Source organism: Ideonella paludis (genome assembly GCF_018069865.1).
Classification (GTDB): Bacteria; Pseudomonadota; Gammaproteobacteria; order Burkholderiales; family Burkholderiaceae_C; genus Ideonella; species Ideonella paludis.
Map to the genome: position 1 here is coordinate 95060 of NZ_JAGQDG010000002.1, position 19680 is coordinate 114739.

Below are 19680 nucleotides of genomic sequence, written 5' to 3' on the forward strand. Positions count from 1 at the left end.
TTCATGACCGCTACATCGCCAAAGATCCCGAGTATAGGTATGGTATCGCTAGGGTGCCCCAAGGCGCTCACCGACTCTGAGCTGATCCTGACCCAGCTCTCGGCCGAGGGCTATCAAACCAGCAAGAGCTACCAGGGCGCTGACCTGGTCATCGTCAACACCTGTGGCTTCATTGACGACGCCGTCAAGGAGAGCCTGGACGCCATCGGCGAGGCCTTGGCCGAGAACGGCAAGGTCATCGTGACGGGCTGCTTGGGCGCCAAGCAGGGCCAAGACGGTGGCAACCTGGTGCGGGAAGTTCACCCCAAAGTCTTGGCGGTGACCGGCCCGCACGCCACCCAAGAGGTGATGGACGCAGTGCATCAGCATGTGCCCAAGCCCCACGACCCTTTTGTTGACTTGGTGCCCAATTGGGTCAATGGGGCCGGCATCAAGCTCACCCCCAAGCACTATGCCTACCTGAAGATCTCCGAGGGCTGCAACCACCGCTGCACGTTCTGCATCATCCCCAGCATGCGCGGTGACTTGGTCTCGCGCCCGGTGGGCGATGTGCTGAACGAAGCCAAAGCTTTGTTCGAAGGCGGTGTCAAAGAACTGCTGGTGGTGAGCCAAGACACCTCGGCCTACGGTGTGGATGTCAAGTACCGCACCGGCTTCTGGAACGGTGCGCCCGTCAAGACCCGCATGCTGGACTTGGTGGAAAAGCTGGGTGAGCTGGCCCGCGCCCATGGGGCCTGGGTGCGCCTGCACTATGTCTACCCTTATCCGCATGTGGACGAAGTGCTGCCGCTGATGGCCTCCGGCCTGGTGCTGCCTTATTTGGACGTGCCTTTCCAGCATGCCCACCCCGATGTGCTCAAGCGCATGAAGCGCCCGGCCAGCGCCGAGCGCAACCTGGAGCGCATCCTGCGCTGGCGCGAGATCTGCCCGGAGCTGGTCGTGCGCTCCACCTTCATCGCGGGCTTCCCCGGCGAGACGGAAGACGAGTTCCAAACCCTGCTCGACTTCCTGCATGAGGCGCAGATCGACCGTGCTGGCTGTTTTGCCTACTCCCCGGTGCAAGGCGCCACCGCAAACGAGCTGCCCGGCGCCTTGCCTGATGCCGTGCGTGAAGAGCGCCGTGCCCGCTTTATGGCTGAGGCCGAAGCCATCTCGGTGGCCCGCCTGCAGCGCCGCGTGGGCCAAGTCATGCAAGTGCTGATGGACAGCGCCCCGGCGCTGGGCCGCAAAGGCGGCATCGGCCGCAGCTATGCCGATGCGCCTGAGATTGATGGCACCGTTCGCGTCGGCCCACCGGCCAAGGCCTCCACGCAGTTGCGCGTGGGCGAGTTTGCCAAGGTGCGCATTGTCGGCGTGGATGGGCATGATTTGCTGGGCGAAGCCGTTTGAGAGATTAACGCCATGAGCCACGACCCCTCCCATCCGGCCACCACGCAAATTCATCACCCCTACACCGCCCCTGAGGGCTTTGAGTCGCCGGTCGTGCCGGTCTACAAGGGCTCGACGGTGTACTTCCCGACCGTGGCGGACCTGCGCGCCCGGCAGTGGGTGGACAAGTCGGCCTACACCTATGGGCTGCATGGCACGCCGACCACCTTCACGCTGGAAGCGCGGCTGGCCACCTTGGAACACGCCATGCATGTGCTGCTGGCGCCCAGCGGCTTGTCGGTCATCACCGTGGTGGACATGGCCTTGCTGAGCCAGGGCGACACGGTGCTGTTCCCGGACAACGTCTACTTCCCCAACCGCGATTTCACGCGCCATGAATTGGCGCGTTGGGGCATTGGGCATGCGGTGTATGACGCGATGGATGTGGACTCGCTAGCCGCCGCGCTGACCCCAGAGGTCAAGCTGGTGTGGCTGGAAGCGCCGGGCTCGGTGACGCTGGAGTTTCCGGACCTCACCGGCCTGATCGCCCGCATTCGCGCCAAGGCGCCGCAGGCCGTGATTGCGCTGGACAACACCTGGGGCGCGGGGCTGGCCTTCAACCCCTTTGAGATGCGTGGCGAAGATGGCAAGTTGGTCGGCGTGGACCTCACGGTGCACGCGCTGACCAAGTACCCCTCCGGCGGGGGCGATGTGCTGATGGGCTCCATCGCCTGCCGCGACACCGCCTTGTATGAGCGCTTGGCTTGGACGCACAGCCGCTTAGGCTTGGGCGTGGGGGCCAACGATGTGGAGATGGTGCTGCGGGCCATGCCCAGCTTGAGCTTACGTTATGCCACCCAAGACGCCGCCGCACGCCGCATCGCGGCCTGGGCGCAAGGGCAGGGCGGGGTCAGGCGAGTACTGCACCCGGCCTTGCCCAGCTCGCCCGGCCACGCGCATTGGGCGCGGCTGTGTAAGGCCGCTGCGGGCCTGGTCACCCTGGAGATGGACCCCAGCCTCGCACCCGAGCGGGTGGATGCCTTTGTGGACGGGCTGCAATGCTTTCGCATCGGCTGGAGTTGGGGCGGGCCGGTGAGCCTGGCCGTGCCGTATCAAGCCAAGGGGATGCGCAAGCTCAGCACGCCTTATGAGGGCGTGCTGGTGCGACTGTGCATTGGGCTGGAGTCGGTGGACGATTTGATCGCCGACCTGGAAAAAGGTCTTAGGCGACTCTGAGGAGTCTGCGCAGATGCGTGCCCCTCGATTCGGGATGGGGTGCAAGGCGAAAAGCGCAGCGATTCCTGAGGGTATCGCGAGCATTTTCAACGCAGCAGACCGCCCGAAGTCGAGGGAGCACGCGCTGCGAGCGACTCTTCAGCGTCGCCTTAACGCATGGCGCTGAAATTGCCGCTGGCGGCGTAGGCGTCACAAGCGGCGACCAGCCGCTTGGCAATGCCTACCTCGTAAGACGAATGCCCGGCGTCGGGAACGACCTGCAGCACCGAGCCGGGCCAGGCGTCGTGCAGGGCATGGGCATAGCGAACAGGGCAGATCACGTCGTAGCGACCATGCACGATGAAGCCGGGCAGGTGGGCGATGCGCGGCACATCCTCCAGCAACTGCTGCGGCCTCAAGAAGGCCTTATGCGCAAAGTAATGGGCTTCCAAGCGCCCGACACCCAAGGCCACGGCTTCGCTACCAAAGGCATCCACGGTGCTGGCTTGGGGGATCAACTCCAGGCAGGAGCCCTCATAGCGGCTCCAGGCCTGTGCGGCGGCCACCGCCACGGCCCGATCCGGGCTGGCCATGCGGCGCCGGTAAGCCCCCAGCAAGTCCTGCCGTTCTTCAGGGTTCACATGGCCCGCAAAAGCTTCCCACTCCCGCGGGAAGAACTGGCGCAGGCCATACAACCACCAGTCGATTTCTTCGTCGCTGACCAGCCAGATGCCGCGCAGCACCAGCCCCAAGCAGCGCTCTGGGTGGGCCTGGGCATAGGCCAGCGACAGGGTCGAGCCCCAGGAGCCGCCAAACACCAGCCACTGCTCAATCCCCATCAAGGCGCGCAGGCGCTCGATGTCCTCGATGAGCAAGGGCGTGGTGTTGGCCTCGGTCTCACCCAGGGGCGTGGACTGGCCCGAACCCCGCTGGTCGAAAAGGATGATGTGATAGTGGGCGGGGTTGAAAAAGCGGCGGCTTTTGGGCGAGATGCCCGCACCCGGCCCGCCATGCAAAAAGATGACCGGAATGCCTGCCGGGTTGCCGCAGGCCTCCCAATACAAAGTGTGGACAGCATCGACCGCCAAGCGGCCGCTGCGATAGGGCTCCAGCGGCGGGTACAGCACGTCATCGACCGTCATGCCTCACTCCTTGTTCGATGAGATGGCGTGGCGCATCAAGCGGCCTTTCTCTCGCTCCCACTCGCGCTCTTTGATGGTTTCGCGCTTGTCAGCTTTGTCCTTGCCCTTGGCCAGCGCAATGTCCGCCTTGATCAAGCCACCCTTAAAGTGCAAGTTGAGCGGCACCAGTGTGAAGCCGCGCTGCTCGATTTTGCCGGTGAGGCGTCGGATTTGGTCCTTGCTCATCAGCAGCTTTTTGGTGCGGTCGGCCTCGGGGTGGACATGCGTGGAGGCCGAGCGCAGCGCGTTGATGCGGCAGCCGATCATGTAGAGCTCGCCATTGCGGATGTGCACATAACCATCGGTCAGTTGCACTTGGCCGGCCCGGATGGCCTTGACCTCCCAGCCCTGCAGCACCACGCCGGCCTCGAATTGTTCTTCGATGTGGTATTCGAATCGGGCGCGGCGGTTTTCAGCGATGAGTGCAGACATGGGCAATGTTGGCCAAAGGGCAACCTAGAATCCGGCCATTGTATGAAGCAAGTCAAAAAGTCTGTTCTGCTTTGGTACTCGCCCGCCGAGATGTACCGCTTGGTGACGGATGTGCCCACCTATCCGCAGTTCCTGCCCTGGTGCGAGCGCGGCGAAGTGCTGAGTGAAGATGAGTCCGGCATGACGGCCCGCATTCATCTGGCCTATGCCGGGGTGCGCCATGCCTTCACCACCCGCAACACCCACCTCAAAGACAGCTTGGTCAAAGTCAATTTGGTGGATGGCCCGTTCTCGCTCTTGGAGGGCGCTTGGCAGTTTGTGCCCTTGGGCCGGCCCGGCGGGGAGGCCGAAGCCTGCCGCATCGAGTTTGACTTGCGCTATGCCTTTTCCAGCCGCCCCCTGGAGGTGGTCTTGAGCCCTGTGTTCGACAAGGTCGCCAACACTTTTGTCGACTCTTTCGTCACGCGTGCGGAGCAGGTCTATGGCGCACGCTGAGCAAGGGCCTTTGATCGACGTGCTGGTGTGCTTCAGCCCCCAGCCGCGCGAGGTCGAGGAGGTGGCCCTTCAGCTGCCCGCCGGCAGCACGGTGGCGCAAGCGGTGGAGGCCAGTGGCGTGCTGGCCAAACATGGCTTGGCGCTGGATGAGCACTTGGCCGTTGGGGTGTGGATGAAACTCAAGCCCCTGGATACCGTGCTGCGCCAGGATGACCGGGTAGAGGTTTACCGCCCCCTCAAGGTGGACCCCAAAGAGGCGCGGCGTCAGCGCTATCGCAAGCAAAAAGCTGGCTGAGGCCTCACTGGCAGTTGTCGGCCACCAGTTGGCGCAGGCGCTGGGCTTCTGCGGCGCGGCCGTTATCGTCCAAGAACTCACGCTCGCCCTTTTCATTGGCGCGGGCAATGCGCATGCCGCCGTCGACGGCGGCCAGATCATTGCGGGCGCGGCGGCAGGTGTCGGCCTTTTGCGCGGCTTGCTTCTCCTTTGCGGCCTGCTGGGCGACTTGGTCTGCGGCGATCTTCTCAGCCGCCAACTTGCGCTTCTTGGCATCCAGCTCAGTCTCGCCGCGCTGAGCCCCGGAGGCCGCCGCGGCGGGCGTCGCAGCCACGCTGGGCAGTGGACGCTGCGCATTGGCGCCGGCAGGGCGCTGAATGATGGCGCTGTCAGGCACGGACGCTGCGGGAGGCCTGTCGCTGACCTGCACTCGGCCATCGGCATCTCGCCACTTCCAAATGTTTTGTGCCTGGACGGCCACGGTCAGAGTCAGGGCGATCAAGCCCAAGCCAGCAGCGCGGTAGAGGTTCATGGCAGAGCGCGTTTTGACGCAAACGGAGATGGAGACGGAGTGTAGACGGCCCAAGCAGAAGCCGCGACGACGGAATTCACGCACAGGCCGCCCAGTGGGGACTCTCGCAGACCTCCGTATAATCGACTTTTGCGACTGGAGTTTTCCCCATGCGCCTACTCGGCAAAGCGCTGACCTTCGACGACGTGTTGTTGGTGCCAGCGTATTCCCAGGTTCTGCCCCGAGACACCTCGCTGGCAACCCGTTTGTCCCGCAACATCACCCTGAACCTGCCTTTGGTCTCTGCGGCCATGGACACGGTGACGGAGGCTCGCTTGGCGATTGCCATCGCCCAAGAAGGCGGCATCGGCATCGTGCACAAAAACCTCACGCCCAAGCAACAGGCGGCCGAGGTGGCGCGGGTCAAGCGCTATGAGTCCGGCCTGTTGAAGGACCCCATCACGATCGCCCCGGGCGCCCGTGTTCGGGACGTGATGGAGCTGAGCCGAGCCCATGGCATTTCGGGCTTCCCAGTCGTCGAGAACGGCCGCGTGGTGGGCATCATCACCGGGCGCGATCTGCGCTTTGAAACCCGCCTGGATGCGCCCGTCAAAGAGATCATGACGCCGCGCGAGCGCTTGGTCACGGTCAAAGAAGGCGCTTCGCTGGAAGAAGCCAAGTCCCTGATGCACAAGCACAAGCTCGAGCGCGTGCTGGTGCTCAACAGCAACGATGAGTTGCGCGGCTTGTTCACCGTCAAGGACATCACCAAGCAAACCAGCTTCCCCAATGCCGCGCGCGATGCCCAAGGCAAGCTGCGTGTGGGCGCAGCGGTGGGTGTGGGTGAGGGCACGGAAGAGCGGGTCGAGCTGCTGGTGCGGGCGGGCGTGGACGCCTTGGTCGTGGACACGGCGCACGGTCACTCAGCCGGTGTGATCGAGCGCGTGCGCTGGGTCAAGAAGAACTTCCCGCAGGTGGACGTGATCGGCGGCAATATCGCCACCGGCGCAGCGGCCTTGGCCCTGGTGGAGGCGGGTGCGGACGGCGTCAAGGTCGGCATTGGCCCCGGCTCCATCTGCACCACCCGTATCGTGGCCGGTGTGGGCGTGCCCCAAATCACCGCCATCGACAACGTGGCCACCGCTTTGGCTGGCACCGGCGTGCCCCTGATTGCTGACGGTGGCATCCGCTACTCCGGCGACATTGCCAAAGCCATTGCCGCAGGTGCCAGCACGGTGATGATGGGCGGCATGTTTGCCGGCACTGAAGAGTCCCCGGGCGAGGTCTTCCTCTACCAAGGCCGCAGCTACAAGGGCTATCGCGGTATGGGCTCCATCGGCGCCATGAAGGACGGCTCGGCAGACCGTTACTTCCAGGAGAACGACGAGTCCAGCAACCCCAACAACGACAAGCTGGTGCCGGAAGGCATTGAAGGTCGCGTGCCCTACAAGGGCTCGATGATCTCCATCGTCTATCAGATGGCCGGTGGCTTGCGGGCTTCGATGGGCTATTGCGGTTGCGCCACCATTGACGACATGCGCAACAAGGCAGAGTTCGTGGAGATCACCGCCGCGGGCATTCGCGAAAGCCATGTCCACGATGTGCAGATCACCAAGGAAGCGCCGAACTACCGGATGGAGTGAGGACGACCTCCATCACCTGATGCGCCCGGTCCCTGACCGGGCGCAGTTTTTCCTGCAACACCTGAGCCCTCATGGATACCGCCCCCACTGATGTGCGCCCGCCAGCCTCGCGGCCCGCGGCCATGCGCTTCATCATGCTCACCGTGCTGCTGGACATGGTGGCCATTGGGCTCATCATTCCGGTCTTGCCGGCTTTGGTGGGCTCTTTCACCAGCAACCAAACCGAGCAGGCCGAGGCCTACCGTTTGGTCACCCTGGCCTTTGGGGCGGCCAACTTTGTGTGCTCGCCGCTGCTGGGGGCACTGTCCGACCGCTTTGGACGCAGGCCCGTGCTCTTGATCGGCATGACGGGCTTGGCCATCAGCTTCTTCACCACGGCTCTGGCCACTGCGCTGTGGATGCTCATTGCAGTGCGCGTGCTGAGCGGTGCCATGCAAGCCAATGCGGCTGTGGCCAATGCCTATGCGGCAGACATCTCCAGCCCTGAAGACCGTGCCAAAAACTTTGGTCTGCTCGGGGCCATGTTCGGCCTGGGCTTTATGTTGGGGCCGGTCTTGGGTGGCTTGTTGGGCGCCATCGACATTCACCTGCCGTTTTTCGTGGCAGGCGCGTTGGCTGTGGTGAATGGGCTCTACGGCTACTTTGTGCTGCCGGAGTCCTTGCCCGCCGACAAGCGTAGCGCCTTCAACTGGTCCAAAGCCTCGCCACTCTCCGCCTTCAAGGCCCTCAATGCACTGCAGGGCCTGGGGCCACTGGTGGCCATCCTGGCCCTGTCGGGCCTTGCGCAGTTCACCTTGCACACGACTTGGGTGCTGTACACCCAGATGAAGTTCGGCTGGGGGCCGCTGGAGAACGGCCTGTCTTTGTTTGCCGTGGGCTTGATGTCGGTGATCGTCCAAGGAGGGCTGATGGGCCGCTTGACGGCGTACTTTGGCGTGCCACGTTTGGCCGTCTGGGGCTTGGTGTCCTCGGCCTGCTGCTTTCTAGCCTGGGGCTTGGCGCCTGAAGGCTGGATGATGTATGCCGTGATCGGCTTCAATGTGCTGGGCTTTGCCGCGCAATCGTCGATGCAAAGCCTGATCTCCAACGCGGCCGACGCCAGCAGCCAGGGCCAGACCATGGGTGCGGTGGCCGCCGTCAACAGCTTGATGGCGGCCATTGCGCCGCTGGTGGGCCCCTCCCTGCTGGTGTGGGTCGGTCACTTGCCCAAGGGCGACTGGCGCATCGGCGCTCCGTATTACCTCTGCGCGGCCTTGCAGGCCACGGCTGCGCTGCTGGTGTGGCTGCATCTGCGCCGCCAGCTCCGTTTTTCAGACACTTCAGCCAGCGCCACACTGCGCTAACACGCCATGCATGACAAGATCCTGATCCTCGATTTCGGCTCACAGGTCACTCAGCTGATTGCGCGCCGGGTGCGCGAGGCCCATGTGTATTGCGAAATCCATCCGAACGATGTGTCGGATGACTTCATCCGCAGCTTTGCGCCCAAGGGCATCATCCTCTCAGGCAGCCATGCCAGTACCTATGAAGACCACCAACTGCGCGCACCGCAGGCCGTGTGGGACCTGGGCGTGCCGGTGCTGGGCATTTGCTATGGCATGCAAACCATGGCGGTGCAGTTGGGTGGCAGCGTGGAATGGAGCGACCACCGCGAGTTTGGCTATGCCGAAGTGCGGGCCCATGGCCATACCCGTCTGCTGAAGGACATTCAGGACTTCGCCACGCCCGAGGGCTATGGCATGCTCAAGGTCTGGATGAGCCATGGCGACAAGGTGGCCTCGCTGCCGCCCGGCTTCAAGCTGATGGCCAGCACACCGAGCTGCCCCATTGCCGGCATGGCCCACGAAGACAAGGGCTACTACGCGGTGCAGTTCCACCCTGAGGTGACCCACACCGTGCAAGGCCAGGCCATGCTGACGCGCTTTGTTCGGGAGATCGCGGGCTGCTCGGGCGACTGGATCATGGGCAACTACATCGAAGAAGCCGTGGCCAAGATCCGCGAGCAAGTCGGCGACGAGGAAGTCATTCTCGGCTTGTCCGGCGGGGTCGACTCCTCGGTCGCTGCGGCCTTGATCCACCGCGCCATTGGCGACCAGCTCACCTGTGTGTTTGTCGACCACGGCCTGCTGCGCCTGAACGAAGGCGATATGGTGATGGACATGTTCTCAGGAAGACTTCATGCCAAGGTCATCCGTGTGGACGCCAGCGAGCTCTTCCTCGGCGCCCTGGCCGGTGTGACCGACCCAGAGAAGAAACGCAAGATCATCGGCGGCCTGTTTGTCGATGTCTTCAAGGCCGAAGCCGACAAGCTGAAAGCCGGCACGGGTGGCCACAAGGGGGCCACCTTCTTGGCGCAGGGCACCATCTACCCGGACGTGGTGGAGAGCGGTGGCACCAAGACCAAAAAAGCCACCACGATCAAGAGCCATCACAACGTCGGTGGCCTGCCTGAGCAGTTGGGCTTGAAGCTGCTGGAGCCGCTGCGCGAGCTGTTCAAAGACGAAGTGCGAGAGTTGGGCGTGGCCTTGGGCCTGCCGGCGGACATGGTCTACCGCCATCCTTTCCCGGGCCCAGGCCTGGGCGTGCGCATCTTGGGTGAGATCAAGCCCGAGTATGTGAAGCTGCTGCAACGCGCTGACGCCATCTTCATCGAAGAGCTTCGCGCGGCCAGAGATGCGTCAGGCAAGAGCTGGTATGACCTGACCAGCCAGGCCTTCACCGTGTTCTTGCCCGTCAAGAGTGTGGGTGTGATGGGCGACGGCCGAACCTATGACTATGTGGTGGCGCTGCGAGCCGTGCAAACCAGCGACTTCATGACCGCCGACTGGGCCGAGCTGCCCTACAGCCTGCTCAAGAAGGTGTCGGGGCGCATCATCAACGAAGTGCGCGGCATCAACCGCGTGACCTACGATGTCTCCAGCAAGCCGCCAGCCACCATCGAGTGGGAGTGAGGCTGCGTTGACCGCCTTGAGCAGCGACGCCTCCGCCCTCTTGCCGCTGGAAGGCGTGCAAGGCGATGCCGCATCGCTCAGCGACGAGCAGGCGCGCTTCAACCGCCTGTTGGCCCAGGTTCAGGGCTTGAGGGCGCGGGTCGAGCAATGGCAGGCGGCCGATCTGCGTTTGCAGCGGGAACGCTTGGGCGTGTTGATGCCCTTGGCACAACAGGCGCAAGAAGCAGAGCGCCGCCTGGTACTAACCATCGACCAACTGCTGCAAAACGCTGCGGGCGCGGCGTTGAAGCCTGCAGAGCAACGCCGTCTGACGGATGCTTTGGAGCAGCGTCTGTTCGCCCTCTTGAACGAGGACCCGGATGACGAGGCCTTGATTGCGGTGCACGACCGCTGGGCCCACCGGCCTTGGGCCGAGGAGCGGCGCCTCGAAGCCCTGCATGACCTCGCTCACCTTGAAGAGGTGTTTGGTGTGCAGGTGAACGCCCACGAGCACAGCTCGCCTGAAGAAGCGCTGACCGCGACCATGGACCATTTGCGCAGCCAAGCTCAGGCTCAGTTTGCCCAAGAAGAGGCCTTGTGGGCGGCCCGAGAGGCCAAACGGCAAGCTAAACGCCAAGCCCGGCAGCAGCCCAAAGGGGAGGGCGGCGCCAGCGCTGCGCCTGAGGCGGCGCAGGCCGTCAGCCAGTCTTTGCGCGAGATCTACCGCAAGCTGGCCAGCGCCTTGCATCCGGACCGCGCCAGCGACGAGGCGGACCGCGCTCGTCGCCATGCGCTGATGCAAAAGGTCAACCAGGCCAACGACGCCAAAGACCTGTTGACGCTGCTGCAATTGCAGCTCGAGTGGGCGGCGACCGAAGGCGGTGTGGGGGCCTTGGCCGACGAGCGGCTGGCGTCCTATAACGCCGTTTTGAAGGAGCAGGTGACCTCGCTGCAGGCGGAGCTCAAAACCCTGATGGCACCCTTTGAGGCCTATATGCCCGCTCGCAAGCCCTTGCGCCAGTGGCAGCCCGAGATGGCTTGGCCGCACTTGGCACAAGAGCAAGCAGCCCTCCAAGCTTGGCTGGAGCAAGCCCAGGCCGATGCCCAAGCGCTGCTGGACCCTGTGAGCCGCAAGCAGACCCTGAAGCGTTGGCGTCAGGGGGCAGCATGAGCTTGATTCTCCCGCAGACCCACGCCCTCGCAGCCGACCCCAGCCTCGAGCAAGGCATGCGCCTGGCGCTGGACCAAGCCCATAACGCTTGGTTGGTGGGCGAGGTGCCGGTCGGCGCTGTCATCATGCGCCAGGGCCAAGTCTTGGCCACCGGCTACAACCGGCCCATCACCACGCACGACCCCACCGCCCACGCGGAGTTGGTGGCCTTGCGACATGCGGCGCAGTTGGTCGAAAACTATCGCCTGCCCGATTGCGAGCTTTTCGTCACGCTGGAGCCCTGTGCCATGTGCGCCATGGCCTTGCTGCATGCGCGCTTCAAGCGCGTCGTTTTTGGCGCGTTCGATCCCAAAACTGGTGCGGCGGGGTCGGTGATCAATGTGTTCGACATCGCGCAGTTGAATCACCACACCCAGCTCCAAGGTGGCGTGATGGCCGAGGCCTGCGGCCAAGTGCTGCGAGACTTTTTCGCGGAACGCCGCGCCCAGCAAAAGGCGCAGCAACAGGCCCAGCGGCAAGCCGTACCGGACGCTGGGGCCCCTCACAAACCGCAGCACGACACCGACAGTGACACCATCCCGACCGGCGACGCCCAAGAGCTGCTGCCGGACGACGACACGCGATCGCCTTGAAAGGTCTGCCCCATGAGCACCCCCCAAACGCTTACCATCTACACCCCCTCCGGCGTGCTGCCCACGAGTGCGGGCCTGAAGCTGGCCGCGAAGCGACTGAAAGCCTGTGGCTTTGAGGTTCAGGTCGATGAGACTGCGTCGGCCAAACATCAGCGTTTTGGCGGCAGCGACGAGCAACGCCTGGCTGCCATCCACCGCGTGGCGGCTGCCGCCCCCAGCGTGGCCTTGGCCAGCCGCGGCGGCTATGGCCTGACCCGTTTGTTGGATGCGATCGACTGGCCGCTGTTGGCCAGGAGCGTGGAGCAGGGTACACGTTGGGTGGGCTACAGCGACCTGACGGCCTTGCAGATGGGCATGCTGGCCCACACCAAGACGCCCAGTTGGTGCGGCCCACATGCGGTGGACGACTTTGGGCGCGAGACGCTGGACGAAGTCACACCGGACTGCTTCATGGAAGCCATGAGCGGGGAGTTGGAAGCCGTCGGCTTCAAGACCGAGGCGGGCTTTGATGGCCTGTCTGTGCAAGGGGTGCTGTGGGGGGGCAATTTGACGGTGCTGTGCTCACTGCTGGGCACACCGCATTGGCCCAAGGTCAAGGGCGGGCTCTTGTTTCTGGAGGATGTGAACGAGCACCCCTACCGGGTCGAGCGCATGTTGCTGCAACTGCACCAAGCGGGTGTGCTGCATGCCCAGAAGGCGGTGCTGATTGGGCGAATTTCGGATTACAAGCCCAGCCCGCTGGACCGCGGCTACACCATCAAGGCCATGCTGGCCCACCTGCGCAGCGTCTGCGCCACGCCCGTGCTCACGGGCCTTCCCTTTGGCCATGTGCCCACCAAAGTCACCATGCCTTTTGGGCGCAAAGTGCAGTTGGTGGTCGAAGGCCGCGATGCATTCGTGGGATGGTGAATTCTTCGCCCATTCGGTAACTTCACCGAAGAACTCGTGCCTGGAGTCTCGGCTAGCCTTGCGAAAACCCTAAGGCTGAGGCGGCGGCTCCCCGCATAAAATCTGCTCAACACGCCTCATCCGGCGCCTGCTACAAGCGGGGTGTCGGGTGCAGGCGGTTTTGTTTTTACGCACAGGCTGGCCGCGTGATCCGCACCTTTGGGCCAGCACACATATTGGGGGACTTCCGCATGGGTGGTCACATGGGGTTTGCGCTGAGCGCAGGCGTATTGGGGACGTGGGGCAGCGCCGCGTGGAGTCTGAGCCGCTCCAAGGTCTTGGGGCTGCTCGGGCTGTCGGTGATGGCCACCTTGGCAGGGTGCGATAACAGCCCCTGGCCCAAGGGCGCGGCGGAATCCAACATGATCCACACAGCGATCATCGAGAACACCCCGCGCCATTTGGACCCCACGGCGTCCTACTGGAACAACGAGACCTTGGTGACCTATCAGGTCTATGAGCCCCCTTATGGCTACCACTACCTCAAGCGCCCTTTCGAGTTGGTGCCAAAGTCCGCCGAGAAGGTGGTGGAGCCGACTTATCTAGACAAGAACGGCCAGCCGCTGGCGGCCGATGCACCGGCCGAGCAAGTGGCCGAGAGCGTTTACGACGTGCCCATCAAGAAGGGCATCTTGTACGCACCGCATCCTGCCTTTGCGCAAGATGCCCAAGGCCAGTATCTCTACCACGCCATGAAGCCGGGTGAGTTGGGAGACAAACGCAGCCCTTGGGACTTTGCAAAAACGGGGACGCGCGAGCTGGTGGCGGAAGACTTTGTGTACGCGCTCAAGCGCCACACCACGACTCGCATCACCACGCCTATCGCGGGCATCTTCTCAGAGTACGTGGTGGGCCTGAAAGAGTATGGCGAGCTGATCAAAAAGGAAGACGCCAAACTGCGCGAAGGGCTGGACCCAGCCAGTCAAGATCGGCCTTTCTTGGACTTCCGCCGCTGGCCTCTGGCGGGCGCATCGGCCCCTGAGAAGCACCTGCTGCGCATCCGCATCAAGGGCAAGTATCCGCAGTGGAAGTACTGGATGCAGATGACCTTCTTGGCGCCCGTGCCATGGGAGGCTGATGCGTTTTATGCGCAGCCTGGGATGGCCTCAACAGGCCTGAGCCTGGACACCTGGCCCGTAGGCACCGGCCCCTTCATGATGACGGAGTACATCAAGGACCGCCGCATCGTGATGAAGCGCAACCCTCATTACCGCGGCGAGCCTTACCCCTGCGAAGGCATGCCGGGTGACAAGGAGCGCGGCTTGCTGGACGACTGCGGCAAGAAGACGCCGTTTATTGACGGCATCGTCGCGGTCGTGGAGCGTGAGGCCACGCCGCAGCGCAACAAGTTCCGCGACGGCTTCTATGACATGGAAGTCTTTGAGCGCACGGATACCGGCATTCCCTATTTGGCTGAGGCCGATGACTCTGAGGATGTCAGGGAAGCCTATATGAAGAAAGGCTTCAACTTCCCGAAGGCGCCGGACGTCAACAGCTATTTCATTGGCTTCAACTTCCTGGACCCTGTGATCGGCCACGGTGACACGCCTGAAGCCAAGCAGCGCAACCGGAAACTTCGTCAAGCCATCTCCATCGCCATCGATTGGGAGGAGTACTCCAAGATCTTCCCGAAGTATGCGGGCGTCCCGGCTATGAGCCCCTTGCCGCAAGGCATTCCAGGCTCGCGTGAAGGCACGGCCGAAGGCGTCAACCCGATCACCCACACCTGGGTCGATGGCGCCTACAAGCGCCGCCCCATCGAGGAAGCGAAGAAGCTGATGGTGGAAGCGGGCTATCCCGAAGGGCGTGATGCCAAGAGCGGCAAGCCGCTGGTCCTTAACTACGATGTCTATTACCCGCCCACCCCTGAGCGCAAGCCGCAGATCGATTGGGTGGTCAAGCAGTTCGCCAAGCTGGGCATCCAGATGGAAGTGCGGGCCACGGACAACAACCAGTTCCAAGACAAGGTGCGCAAGGGCAAGCATCAGATCTTCTGGTTGGGCTGGAATGCCGACTACCCGGATGCCGAGAACTTCATGTTCCTGCTCTATGGCCCCAACTCCAAGAGCATCTCCGACGGCGAGAACACGGGCAACTACCAGAACCCGGAGTTCGACAAGCTCTTCAGTCAACTGAAGTCTTTGAATGATGGCCCCGAGAAGCAAGCGGTGATCGACAAGATGACCCGCATCGTCCAAGAGGACGCGGCGTGGAGCTTCGGCTACTTCCCGTATGCCTCAGCGGCCGTGCAAAGCTGGGTCAAGAATTCGAAGTCGGCCATTTTGGTGCGCGACCCCAGTCGCTATCTCAAGCTTGACGTTGAGCAACGGGTCAAGAGCCTGCGCGAATGGAACAACCCGGTGCTCTGGCCCATGGCCTTGTTGGTGCTGGTGATCGGCGGGGCTTATTGGGTGGCCCGCAACAGTCTGCGGCGCAGAGAGCGCATGAATGCGCGTGGCGAAATCCTGGCCTGAGTTGAAAGAGCACACACCATGATCTCCTACACCATCCGTCGTGCACTTTACGGCGTGCTGATTCTGCTGGGTGTCAACCTGGCCACCTTCTTTCTCTTCTTCACCGTCAACACGCCTGATGACATGGCGCGCCTGAACATTGGCGGCAAGCGGGTCACGCAAGAGCTGATTGAGAAATGGAAGACCGAGCGGGGCTATGACAAGCCCTTGTATTGGAACGAGTCCAAGCAGGGCAGTGAGCAACTGACCGAGACCATCTTCTGGGAACGCTCGGTCTCTTTGTTCAAGCTGGACTTTGGCCGCCCCGACAGCGAGAGCTCGGGCGACATCGGCCATGAAGTTTCCACCCGCATGTGGGTCAGCATGCAGTTAGCCATCCCCATTTTCTTGTTGCAAGTCATTGCCAGCACGGCCTTTGCCCTGTTGCTGGTGATGTTCCGCAACACCAAGCTGGATTTATGGGGGGTGATTCTCTGCGTGCTGATGCTGTCCATCTCCAGCTTGTTCTACATCATCGTGGGTCAGTTCCTGTTCTCGCGAGTGCTCAAGTTGGTGCCCATCTCGGGCTATGTGCAGAGCTTGGACTTGGTGCGCTTTTTGGTGCTGCCGGTGATCCTGTCGGCGATTGCGCGGCTGGGCGCTGAAGCGCGCTTGTATCGCGCCATGTTCTTGGAGGAAATCAACAAAGACTATGTGCGCACCGCACGCGCCAAAGGCTTGTCCGAGCGCATCGTGATGTTCCGCCACGTCTTGCGCAATGCGCTGATTCCCATCATCACCAGCGCCGGCGGCTATCTGCCTTACGTGTTCATGGGCAGCTTGGTGTTCGAGAGCTTCTTCGGTATTCCAGGCCTGGGCGCCTATGTCATTGAAGCCATCAGCAAACAAGACTTCGCCATTGTGCGCACCATGGTGTTCGTGGGCTCGCTGCTCTACATCGCCACCTATGTGCTGATTGACATGGCCTACACCTGGGTGGACCCTCGCGTCCGCTTGGCGTGACCGCCATCAGCATGTTTAGCATCGGAGCTTCATGATGCCGAAAATTGTTTTCTTGTGGACGGACATGGCCATCTGGGCACTCGTCCTGGGCTTGATCATCTACACCCTCTCTGTGCTGCGCCAACCCAACCTTGCTGCGAACTGGGGCAAGGTGTTTCGCAATGGCCCGGCGCTGGCTTCCTCGGTGTTGCTGGGCGTCTGCCTGTTGATCACAGTGGCGGACAGCATTCACTTCCGCAAGGTACTCCCGCCCTCGGCCGGCGCTGCCGCGGGCCAGGTGGACTACGACACGCGAGTCCATTCCTTGTTGGACGTGGCACTTGCACGCTTGATTGAAACCCGCGAGGCCACGTACTCCCGGCCGCTGTCCACCGTGAGCTTCACCAAAGAGTCGGTGGATGTGAACGGCGTGGTCACACGGGTGGCACCGCGCTTGCAGCATGGCGGCGCCCACCTGACCGATCCTGAGTCTCAATGGCTGGGCGATGTGCTGACACGGGGCCTCACGGGAGCTGCGTTCGGTGTTCTGGTGGCGGTAGCGCTGTGTGCTGCGTTGACTCTCCTGATTGGGCGAGCGATGCAGCAAAGTGCAAGCCACGCATGGGCCGCCATTCGACGCCAAGAAACCAAAGTGCCATGGCATGTCGCCTACATCACCTTGCTGGTGCTGGGTGTCGTCGCTGGCTCCATTGCCGGGCTGATGGGCCACTACCATGTGTTCGGGACCGACATCACAGGCAATGATGTCTTGCTGCAGACCCTGAAGAGCATTCGCACGGCGTTCGTGATTGGCGCTTTGTCCACCCTCGCTACGCTGCCCTTGGCTGTGGTGCTGGGCATCATGGCGGGCTACTTTAAAGGCTGGGTCGATGAGCTCATTCAGTACATCTACACCGTGCTGTCCTCGATCCCCAATATCTTGCTGATTGCAGCGTGCGTGCTGATGGTGCAAGTCTTCTTGGACAAGCATCCGGAGTTGTTCGAGACTGGGGTGGAGCGCGCGGACTTGAAGCTCTTTTTGCTGTGTGCCGTGCTGGGCCTGACAGGCTGGGCTGGGCTGTGCCGGCTCTTGCGCGCGGAGACCCTGAAGCTGCGTGAGCTGGACTACGTACAGGCCGCCAGTGCCTTTGGTGTCACCAACACTCACATCATGGTGCGGCACATCTTCCCCAATGTGGCCCACCTGATGTTGATCGTCACGGTCTTGGAGTTTTCTGCGCTGATCCTGTATGAGGCCGTGCTGGCCTTGGTGGGTGTGGGGGTGGACTCCTCCACCAGCAGCTTTGGCGGCATGATTAATTTGGCTCGCAACGAGATGAGTCGCGACCCCTTGGTCTGGTGGCCATTCGCAGCAGCCTTTGTGTTCATGGTGACCCTGGTGCTGGCCGCCAACTTGTTTGCCGACGGTGTGCGCGACGCCTTTGACCCCCGCGCCAGAACTTTCCGCGCCCGCGTCGTGGGCTTTAAAAAGAAGCCCGCTTAACGGCCCGAGGACCAGCGCATCCACAAGATGCCGTGAACAAGGACACACCATGCTTGAAGTGACTGAACTGAAGGTCGAGTTGGATGCCGAGAGCGGCATCGTCAAGGCCATCGACGGAATGAACCTGACGCTGCAGCGCGGCGAAACGTTTGCGCTGGTGGGCGAGTCAGGCTGCGGCAAAAGCATGACGGCCTTGGCGCTGATGCGCCTGCTGCCAGAGAACGGCCACATCGTCGCCGGCGAGATTCGAGTCGATACCCAGGATGTGCTGGCCTTGCCAGAGACGGAGATGCGCTCTATCCGTGGCGGGCGCATCGGCATGATCTTCCAGGAACCCTCCACCAGCCTGAATCCCGTCATGCGCATTGGCGACCAGATGCGCGAGGCCATCGAGACCCACACGGAATTGCGTGGAGAGGCCGCGCGTGCCAAGGCCATCGATTGGCTGCGCAAGGTGGGCATCCCTGAGCCTGAGCGGCGTATCGATGACTACCCCTTCCGCATGAGTGGTGGGCAAAAGCAACGCGTCATGATTGCCATGACCTTGGCGGCTGAGCCCGACTACATCGTGGCGGACGAGCCGACTACGGCGCTGGATGTGACCATCCAGGCGCAGGTCTTGGATTTGCTGAAGCAGTTGCAAGCCGAACATGGCCTGGGTTTGCTCTTGATCACCCACGATTTGGCGGTCGTGTCGGGCATGGCACACCGCGTGGCGCTGATGTATGCGGGCCAAATCATTGAAGTGGCTTCCGCCAAGGAGTTCTTCAGCGCCCCCAAACACCCTTATGCCAAGGCCTTGCTCAAGGCGCTGCCCGACGCGGCACGCCGCTCTGAAATGCTGGCCGCCATTCCTGGCACAGTGCCTCCTCTGACCCAGACCTTTACCGGCTGCCGATTTGCGCCGCGTTGCGAGCAGGCACAAAGCCAATGTCAAAACAATGTGCCTGAACTGTGGGTGCAAGGCACCACCGGCCGTGCAGTGCGGTGTTGGCTGCATGCTCCGCAGGCCCTGCCGGCCAAGGCCGTGGACTCAGTCCCAAACATTCAAAACATCAAGGCCACCCCTGAACGATCTAGCCAAGCCTTGCTTCAGGTCCAAAATCTGAGCGTTCGTTTCCCCATCAAGAAGGGTCTGTTGCATCGCACGGTCGGCCACTTCAATGCGGTTGATGGCGTCTCATTTGATGTGCCGGCTGGCCGTACCTTGGCCTTGGTGGGCGAGTCGGGCTGCGGCAAGACAACCAGCGGCAAAGCCATCGTGCAACTGCTGCGTGGGCAAGCCAACATCGGTGGGCAAGCGCTGCTCGGTGGGCGCAACCTGTTTGACATGACGGGTGCAGAGCTGTTGGCCGCACGCCGCCAGATTCAAATCATCTTTCAAGATCCCTTTGCATCGCTGAACCCTCGGATGCGCGTCGCAGAAGTGTTGGAAGAGGGGATGGCAGCCCTGCTGCCCGATGTGGACGCGTCCGGTCGGCGACAACGCATTGAGCAACTGGCTGATCAGGTTGGGCTGCGCCTGGACGCCCTCGATAGATACCCCCATGAGTTTTCGGGAGGGCAGCGGCAGCGAATTGCGATTGCCCGCGCCTTGGCCGTGAATCCCAAACTCATCGTGTGCGACGAACCAACATCAGCCTTAGATGTTTCGGTGCAGGCGCAAATTCTGAATTTGCTGCGTGATTTGCAATCAGAGCTGGGCGTCTCCTACTTATTCATTACCCACAATATTGGTGTGGTGGAGTACATCGCGCACGATGTCGCTGTGATGCGGGCCGGGAAAGTCGTGGAGCAGGGTACCAGCGAGCAAGTCTTGGGCTCACCTCGCGAGGACTACACACGAAAGCTCATCGCCTCTGTCCCCCGATTGGTGACTTACGCTTGATCTTGGGGCTGCTAGGCTTCGGTGTAGTGCCGG

17 protein-coding genes are annotated in these 19680 nt (G+C 62.4%); 14 read left to right on the forward strand and 3 right to left on the reverse strand.

What is annotated here, in order from left to right; translation table 11 throughout:
- The first annotated feature begins 3 nt into the window (after nt 1–3).
- Nucleotides 4–1389, forward strand: coding sequence for a 30S ribosomal protein S12 methylthiotransferase RimO (gene rimO, locus KAK11_RS04920; RefSeq protein WP_210806861.1), 1386 nt, complete (start codon nt 4–6; stop codon nt 1387–1389).
- A gap of 12 nt (nt 1390–1401) precedes the next feature.
- Nucleotides 1402–2604: a PLP-dependent transferase gene (locus tag KAK11_RS04925; protein WP_210806863.1), complete on the forward strand. Its 1203-nt coding sequence runs from the start codon at nt 1402–1404 to the stop codon at nt 2602–2604.
- A 149-nt stretch (nt 2605–2753) separates the two neighbouring features.
- Here KAK11_RS04925 and pip read toward each other — a convergent pair whose 3' ends face one another.
- Together pip and smpB are read right to left on the reverse strand one after the other, a co-directional pair.
- On the reverse strand, nt 2754–3725 hold the full coding sequence (pip, locus tag KAK11_RS04930) for a prolyl aminopeptidase (RefSeq protein WP_210806864.1): 972 nt from the start codon (nt 3723–3725) through the stop codon (nt 2754–2756).
- A gap of 3 nt (nt 3726–3728) precedes the next feature.
- Complete coding sequence (gene smpB, locus KAK11_RS04935; RefSeq protein WP_210806866.1) at nt 3729–4196, reverse strand: SsrA-binding protein SmpB; 468 nt, start codon at nt 4194–4196, stop codon at nt 3729–3731.
- Nucleotides 4197–4238: 42 nt separating this feature from the next.
- On the opposite strand from smpB, the gene KAK11_RS04940 reads away from it, so the two are divergent.
- Both KAK11_RS04940 and KAK11_RS04945 read left to right on the forward strand, forming a co-directional pair.
- Nucleotides 4239–4691 carry a type II toxin-antitoxin system RatA family toxin gene (locus KAK11_RS04940; protein WP_210806868.1) on the forward strand — a complete coding sequence of 151 codons (453 nt, stop codon included), beginning with the start codon at nt 4239–4241 and terminating at the stop codon, nt 4689–4691.
- Nucleotides 4678–4986, forward strand: coding sequence for an RnfH family protein (locus KAK11_RS04945; protein WP_210806870.1), 309 nt, complete (start codon nt 4678–4680; stop codon nt 4984–4986). Before KAK11_RS04940 ends, KAK11_RS04945 begins: the two co-directional genes overlap by 14 nt.
- 4 nt (nt 4987–4990) lie before the next feature.
- Here the strand turns inward: KAK11_RS04945 and KAK11_RS04950 are convergent, their stop codons facing one another.
- Entirely contained in the window at nt 4991–5497 is a 507-nt protein-coding gene (locus tag KAK11_RS04950; protein ID WP_210806872.1) for a DUF4124 domain-containing protein, read from the reverse strand.
- A 149-nt stretch (nt 5498–5646) separates the two neighbouring features.
- Here KAK11_RS04950 and guaB point away from each other — a divergent pair, with 149 nt between their 5' ends.
- The 10 genes from guaB (at nt 5647) to KAK11_RS05000 (ending at nt 19647) form a co-directional block, all read left to right on the forward strand.
- Nucleotides 5647–7119: an IMP dehydrogenase gene (gene guaB / locus KAK11_RS04955; RefSeq protein ID WP_210806875.1), complete on the forward strand. Its 1473-nt coding sequence runs from the start codon at nt 5647–5649 to the stop codon at nt 7117–7119.
- Between the two features lie 71 nt (nt 7120–7190).
- Nucleotides 7191–8462: an MFS transporter gene (locus tag KAK11_RS04960; protein WP_246498456.1), complete on the forward strand. Its 1272-nt coding sequence runs from the start codon at nt 7191–7193 to the stop codon at nt 8460–8462.
- Between the two features lie 6 nt (nt 8463–8468).
- Nucleotides 8469–10070, forward strand: coding sequence for a glutamine-hydrolyzing GMP synthase (gene guaA / locus KAK11_RS04965; protein WP_210806877.1), 1602 nt, complete (start codon nt 8469–8471; stop codon nt 10068–10070).
- A 7-nt stretch (nt 10071–10077) separates the two neighbouring features.
- Nucleotides 10078–11220 carry a J domain-containing protein gene (locus KAK11_RS04970; RefSeq protein WP_210806879.1) on the forward strand — a complete coding sequence of 381 codons (1143 nt, stop codon included), beginning with the start codon at nt 10078–10080 and terminating at the stop codon, nt 11218–11220.
- Nucleotides 11217–11852 (forward strand): tRNA adenosine(34) deaminase TadA, encoded by a 636-nt coding sequence (gene tadA / locus KAK11_RS04975; RefSeq protein ID WP_210806881.1) that lies wholly within the window; start codon nt 11217–11219, stop codon nt 11850–11852. Before KAK11_RS04970 ends, tadA begins: the two co-directional genes overlap by 4 nt.
- A gap of 12 nt (nt 11853–11864) precedes the next feature.
- Entirely contained in the window at nt 11865–12761 is an 897-nt protein-coding gene (locus KAK11_RS04980) for an LD-carboxypeptidase (RefSeq protein WP_210806883.1), read from the forward strand.
- 341 nt (nt 12762–13102) lie between these two features.
- Nucleotides 13103–15274, forward strand: coding sequence for an ABC transporter substrate-binding protein (locus KAK11_RS04985; RefSeq protein ID WP_246498591.1), 2172 nt, complete (start codon nt 13103–13105; stop codon nt 15272–15274).
- Nucleotides 15275–15292: 18 nt separating this feature from the next.
- Complete coding sequence (locus tag KAK11_RS04990) at nt 15293–16276, forward strand: ABC transporter permease (RefSeq protein ID WP_210806885.1); 984 nt, start codon at nt 15293–15295, stop codon at nt 16274–16276.
- A 34-nt stretch (nt 16277–16310) separates the two neighbouring features.
- Complete coding sequence (locus KAK11_RS04995; RefSeq protein ID WP_210806887.1) at nt 16311–17759, forward strand: ABC transporter permease; 1449 nt, start codon at nt 16311–16313, stop codon at nt 17757–17759.
- Nucleotides 17760–17808: 49 nt separating this feature from the next.
- Complete coding sequence (locus tag KAK11_RS05000) at nt 17809–19647, forward strand: ABC transporter ATP-binding protein (RefSeq protein WP_210806889.1); 1839 nt, start codon at nt 17809–17811, stop codon at nt 19645–19647.
- Nucleotides 19648–19680 lie beyond the last annotated feature (33 nt).

Coding starts and splice junctions, on each gene's coding strand:
- KAK11_RS04925 (WP_210806863.1), top strand. CDS start 1,402: ATGAGCCACGACCCCTCCCATCCGGCCACCACGCAAATTCATCACCCC.
- KAK11_RS04945 (WP_210806870.1), top strand. CDS start 4,678: ATGGCGCACGCTGAGCAAGGGCCTTTGATCGACGTGCTGGTGTGCTTC.
- tadA (WP_210806881.1), top strand. CDS start 11,217: ATGAGCTTGATTCTCCCGCAGACCCACGCCCTCGCAGCCGACCCCAGC.
- smpB (WP_210806866.1), bottom strand. CDS start 4,196: ATGTCTGCACTCATCGCTGAAAACCGCCGCGCCCGATTCGAATACCAC.
- KAK11_RS04950 (WP_210806872.1), bottom strand. CDS start 5,497: ATGAACCTCTACCGCGCTGCTGGCTTGGGCTTGATCGCCCTGACTCTG.
- KAK11_RS05000 (WP_210806889.1), top strand. CDS start 17,809: ATGCTTGAAGTGACTGAACTGAAGGTCGAGTTGGATGCCGAGAGCGGC.
- rimO (WP_210806861.1), top strand. CDS start 4: ATGACCGCTACATCGCCAAAGATCCCGAGTATAGGTATGGTATCGCTA.
- KAK11_RS04995 (WP_210806887.1), top strand. CDS start 16,311: ATGCCGAAAATTGTTTTCTTGTGGACGGACATGGCCATCTGGGCACTC.
- guaA (WP_210806877.1), top strand. CDS start 8,469: ATGCATGACAAGATCCTGATCCTCGATTTCGGCTCACAGGTCACTCAG.
- KAK11_RS04940 (WP_210806868.1), top strand. CDS start 4,239: ATGAAGCAAGTCAAAAAGTCTGTTCTGCTTTGGTACTCGCCCGCCGAG.
- guaB (WP_210806875.1), top strand. CDS start 5,647: ATGCGCCTACTCGGCAAAGCGCTGACCTTCGACGACGTGTTGTTGGTG.
- KAK11_RS04985 (WP_246498591.1), top strand. CDS start 13,103: ATGGCCACCTTGGCAGGGTGCGATAACAGCCCCTGGCCCAAGGGCGCG.
- KAK11_RS04960 (WP_246498456.1), top strand. CDS start 7,191: ATGGATACCGCCCCCACTGATGTGCGCCCGCCAGCCTCGCGGCCCGCG.
- pip (WP_210806864.1), bottom strand. CDS start 3,725: ATGACGGTCGATGACGTGCTGTACCCGCCGCTGGAGCCCTATCGCAGC.
- KAK11_RS04990 (WP_210806885.1), top strand. CDS start 15,293: ATGATCTCCTACACCATCCGTCGTGCACTTTACGGCGTGCTGATTCTG.
- KAK11_RS04980 (WP_210806883.1), top strand. CDS start 11,865: ATGAGCACCCCCCAAACGCTTACCATCTACACCCCCTCCGGCGTGCTG.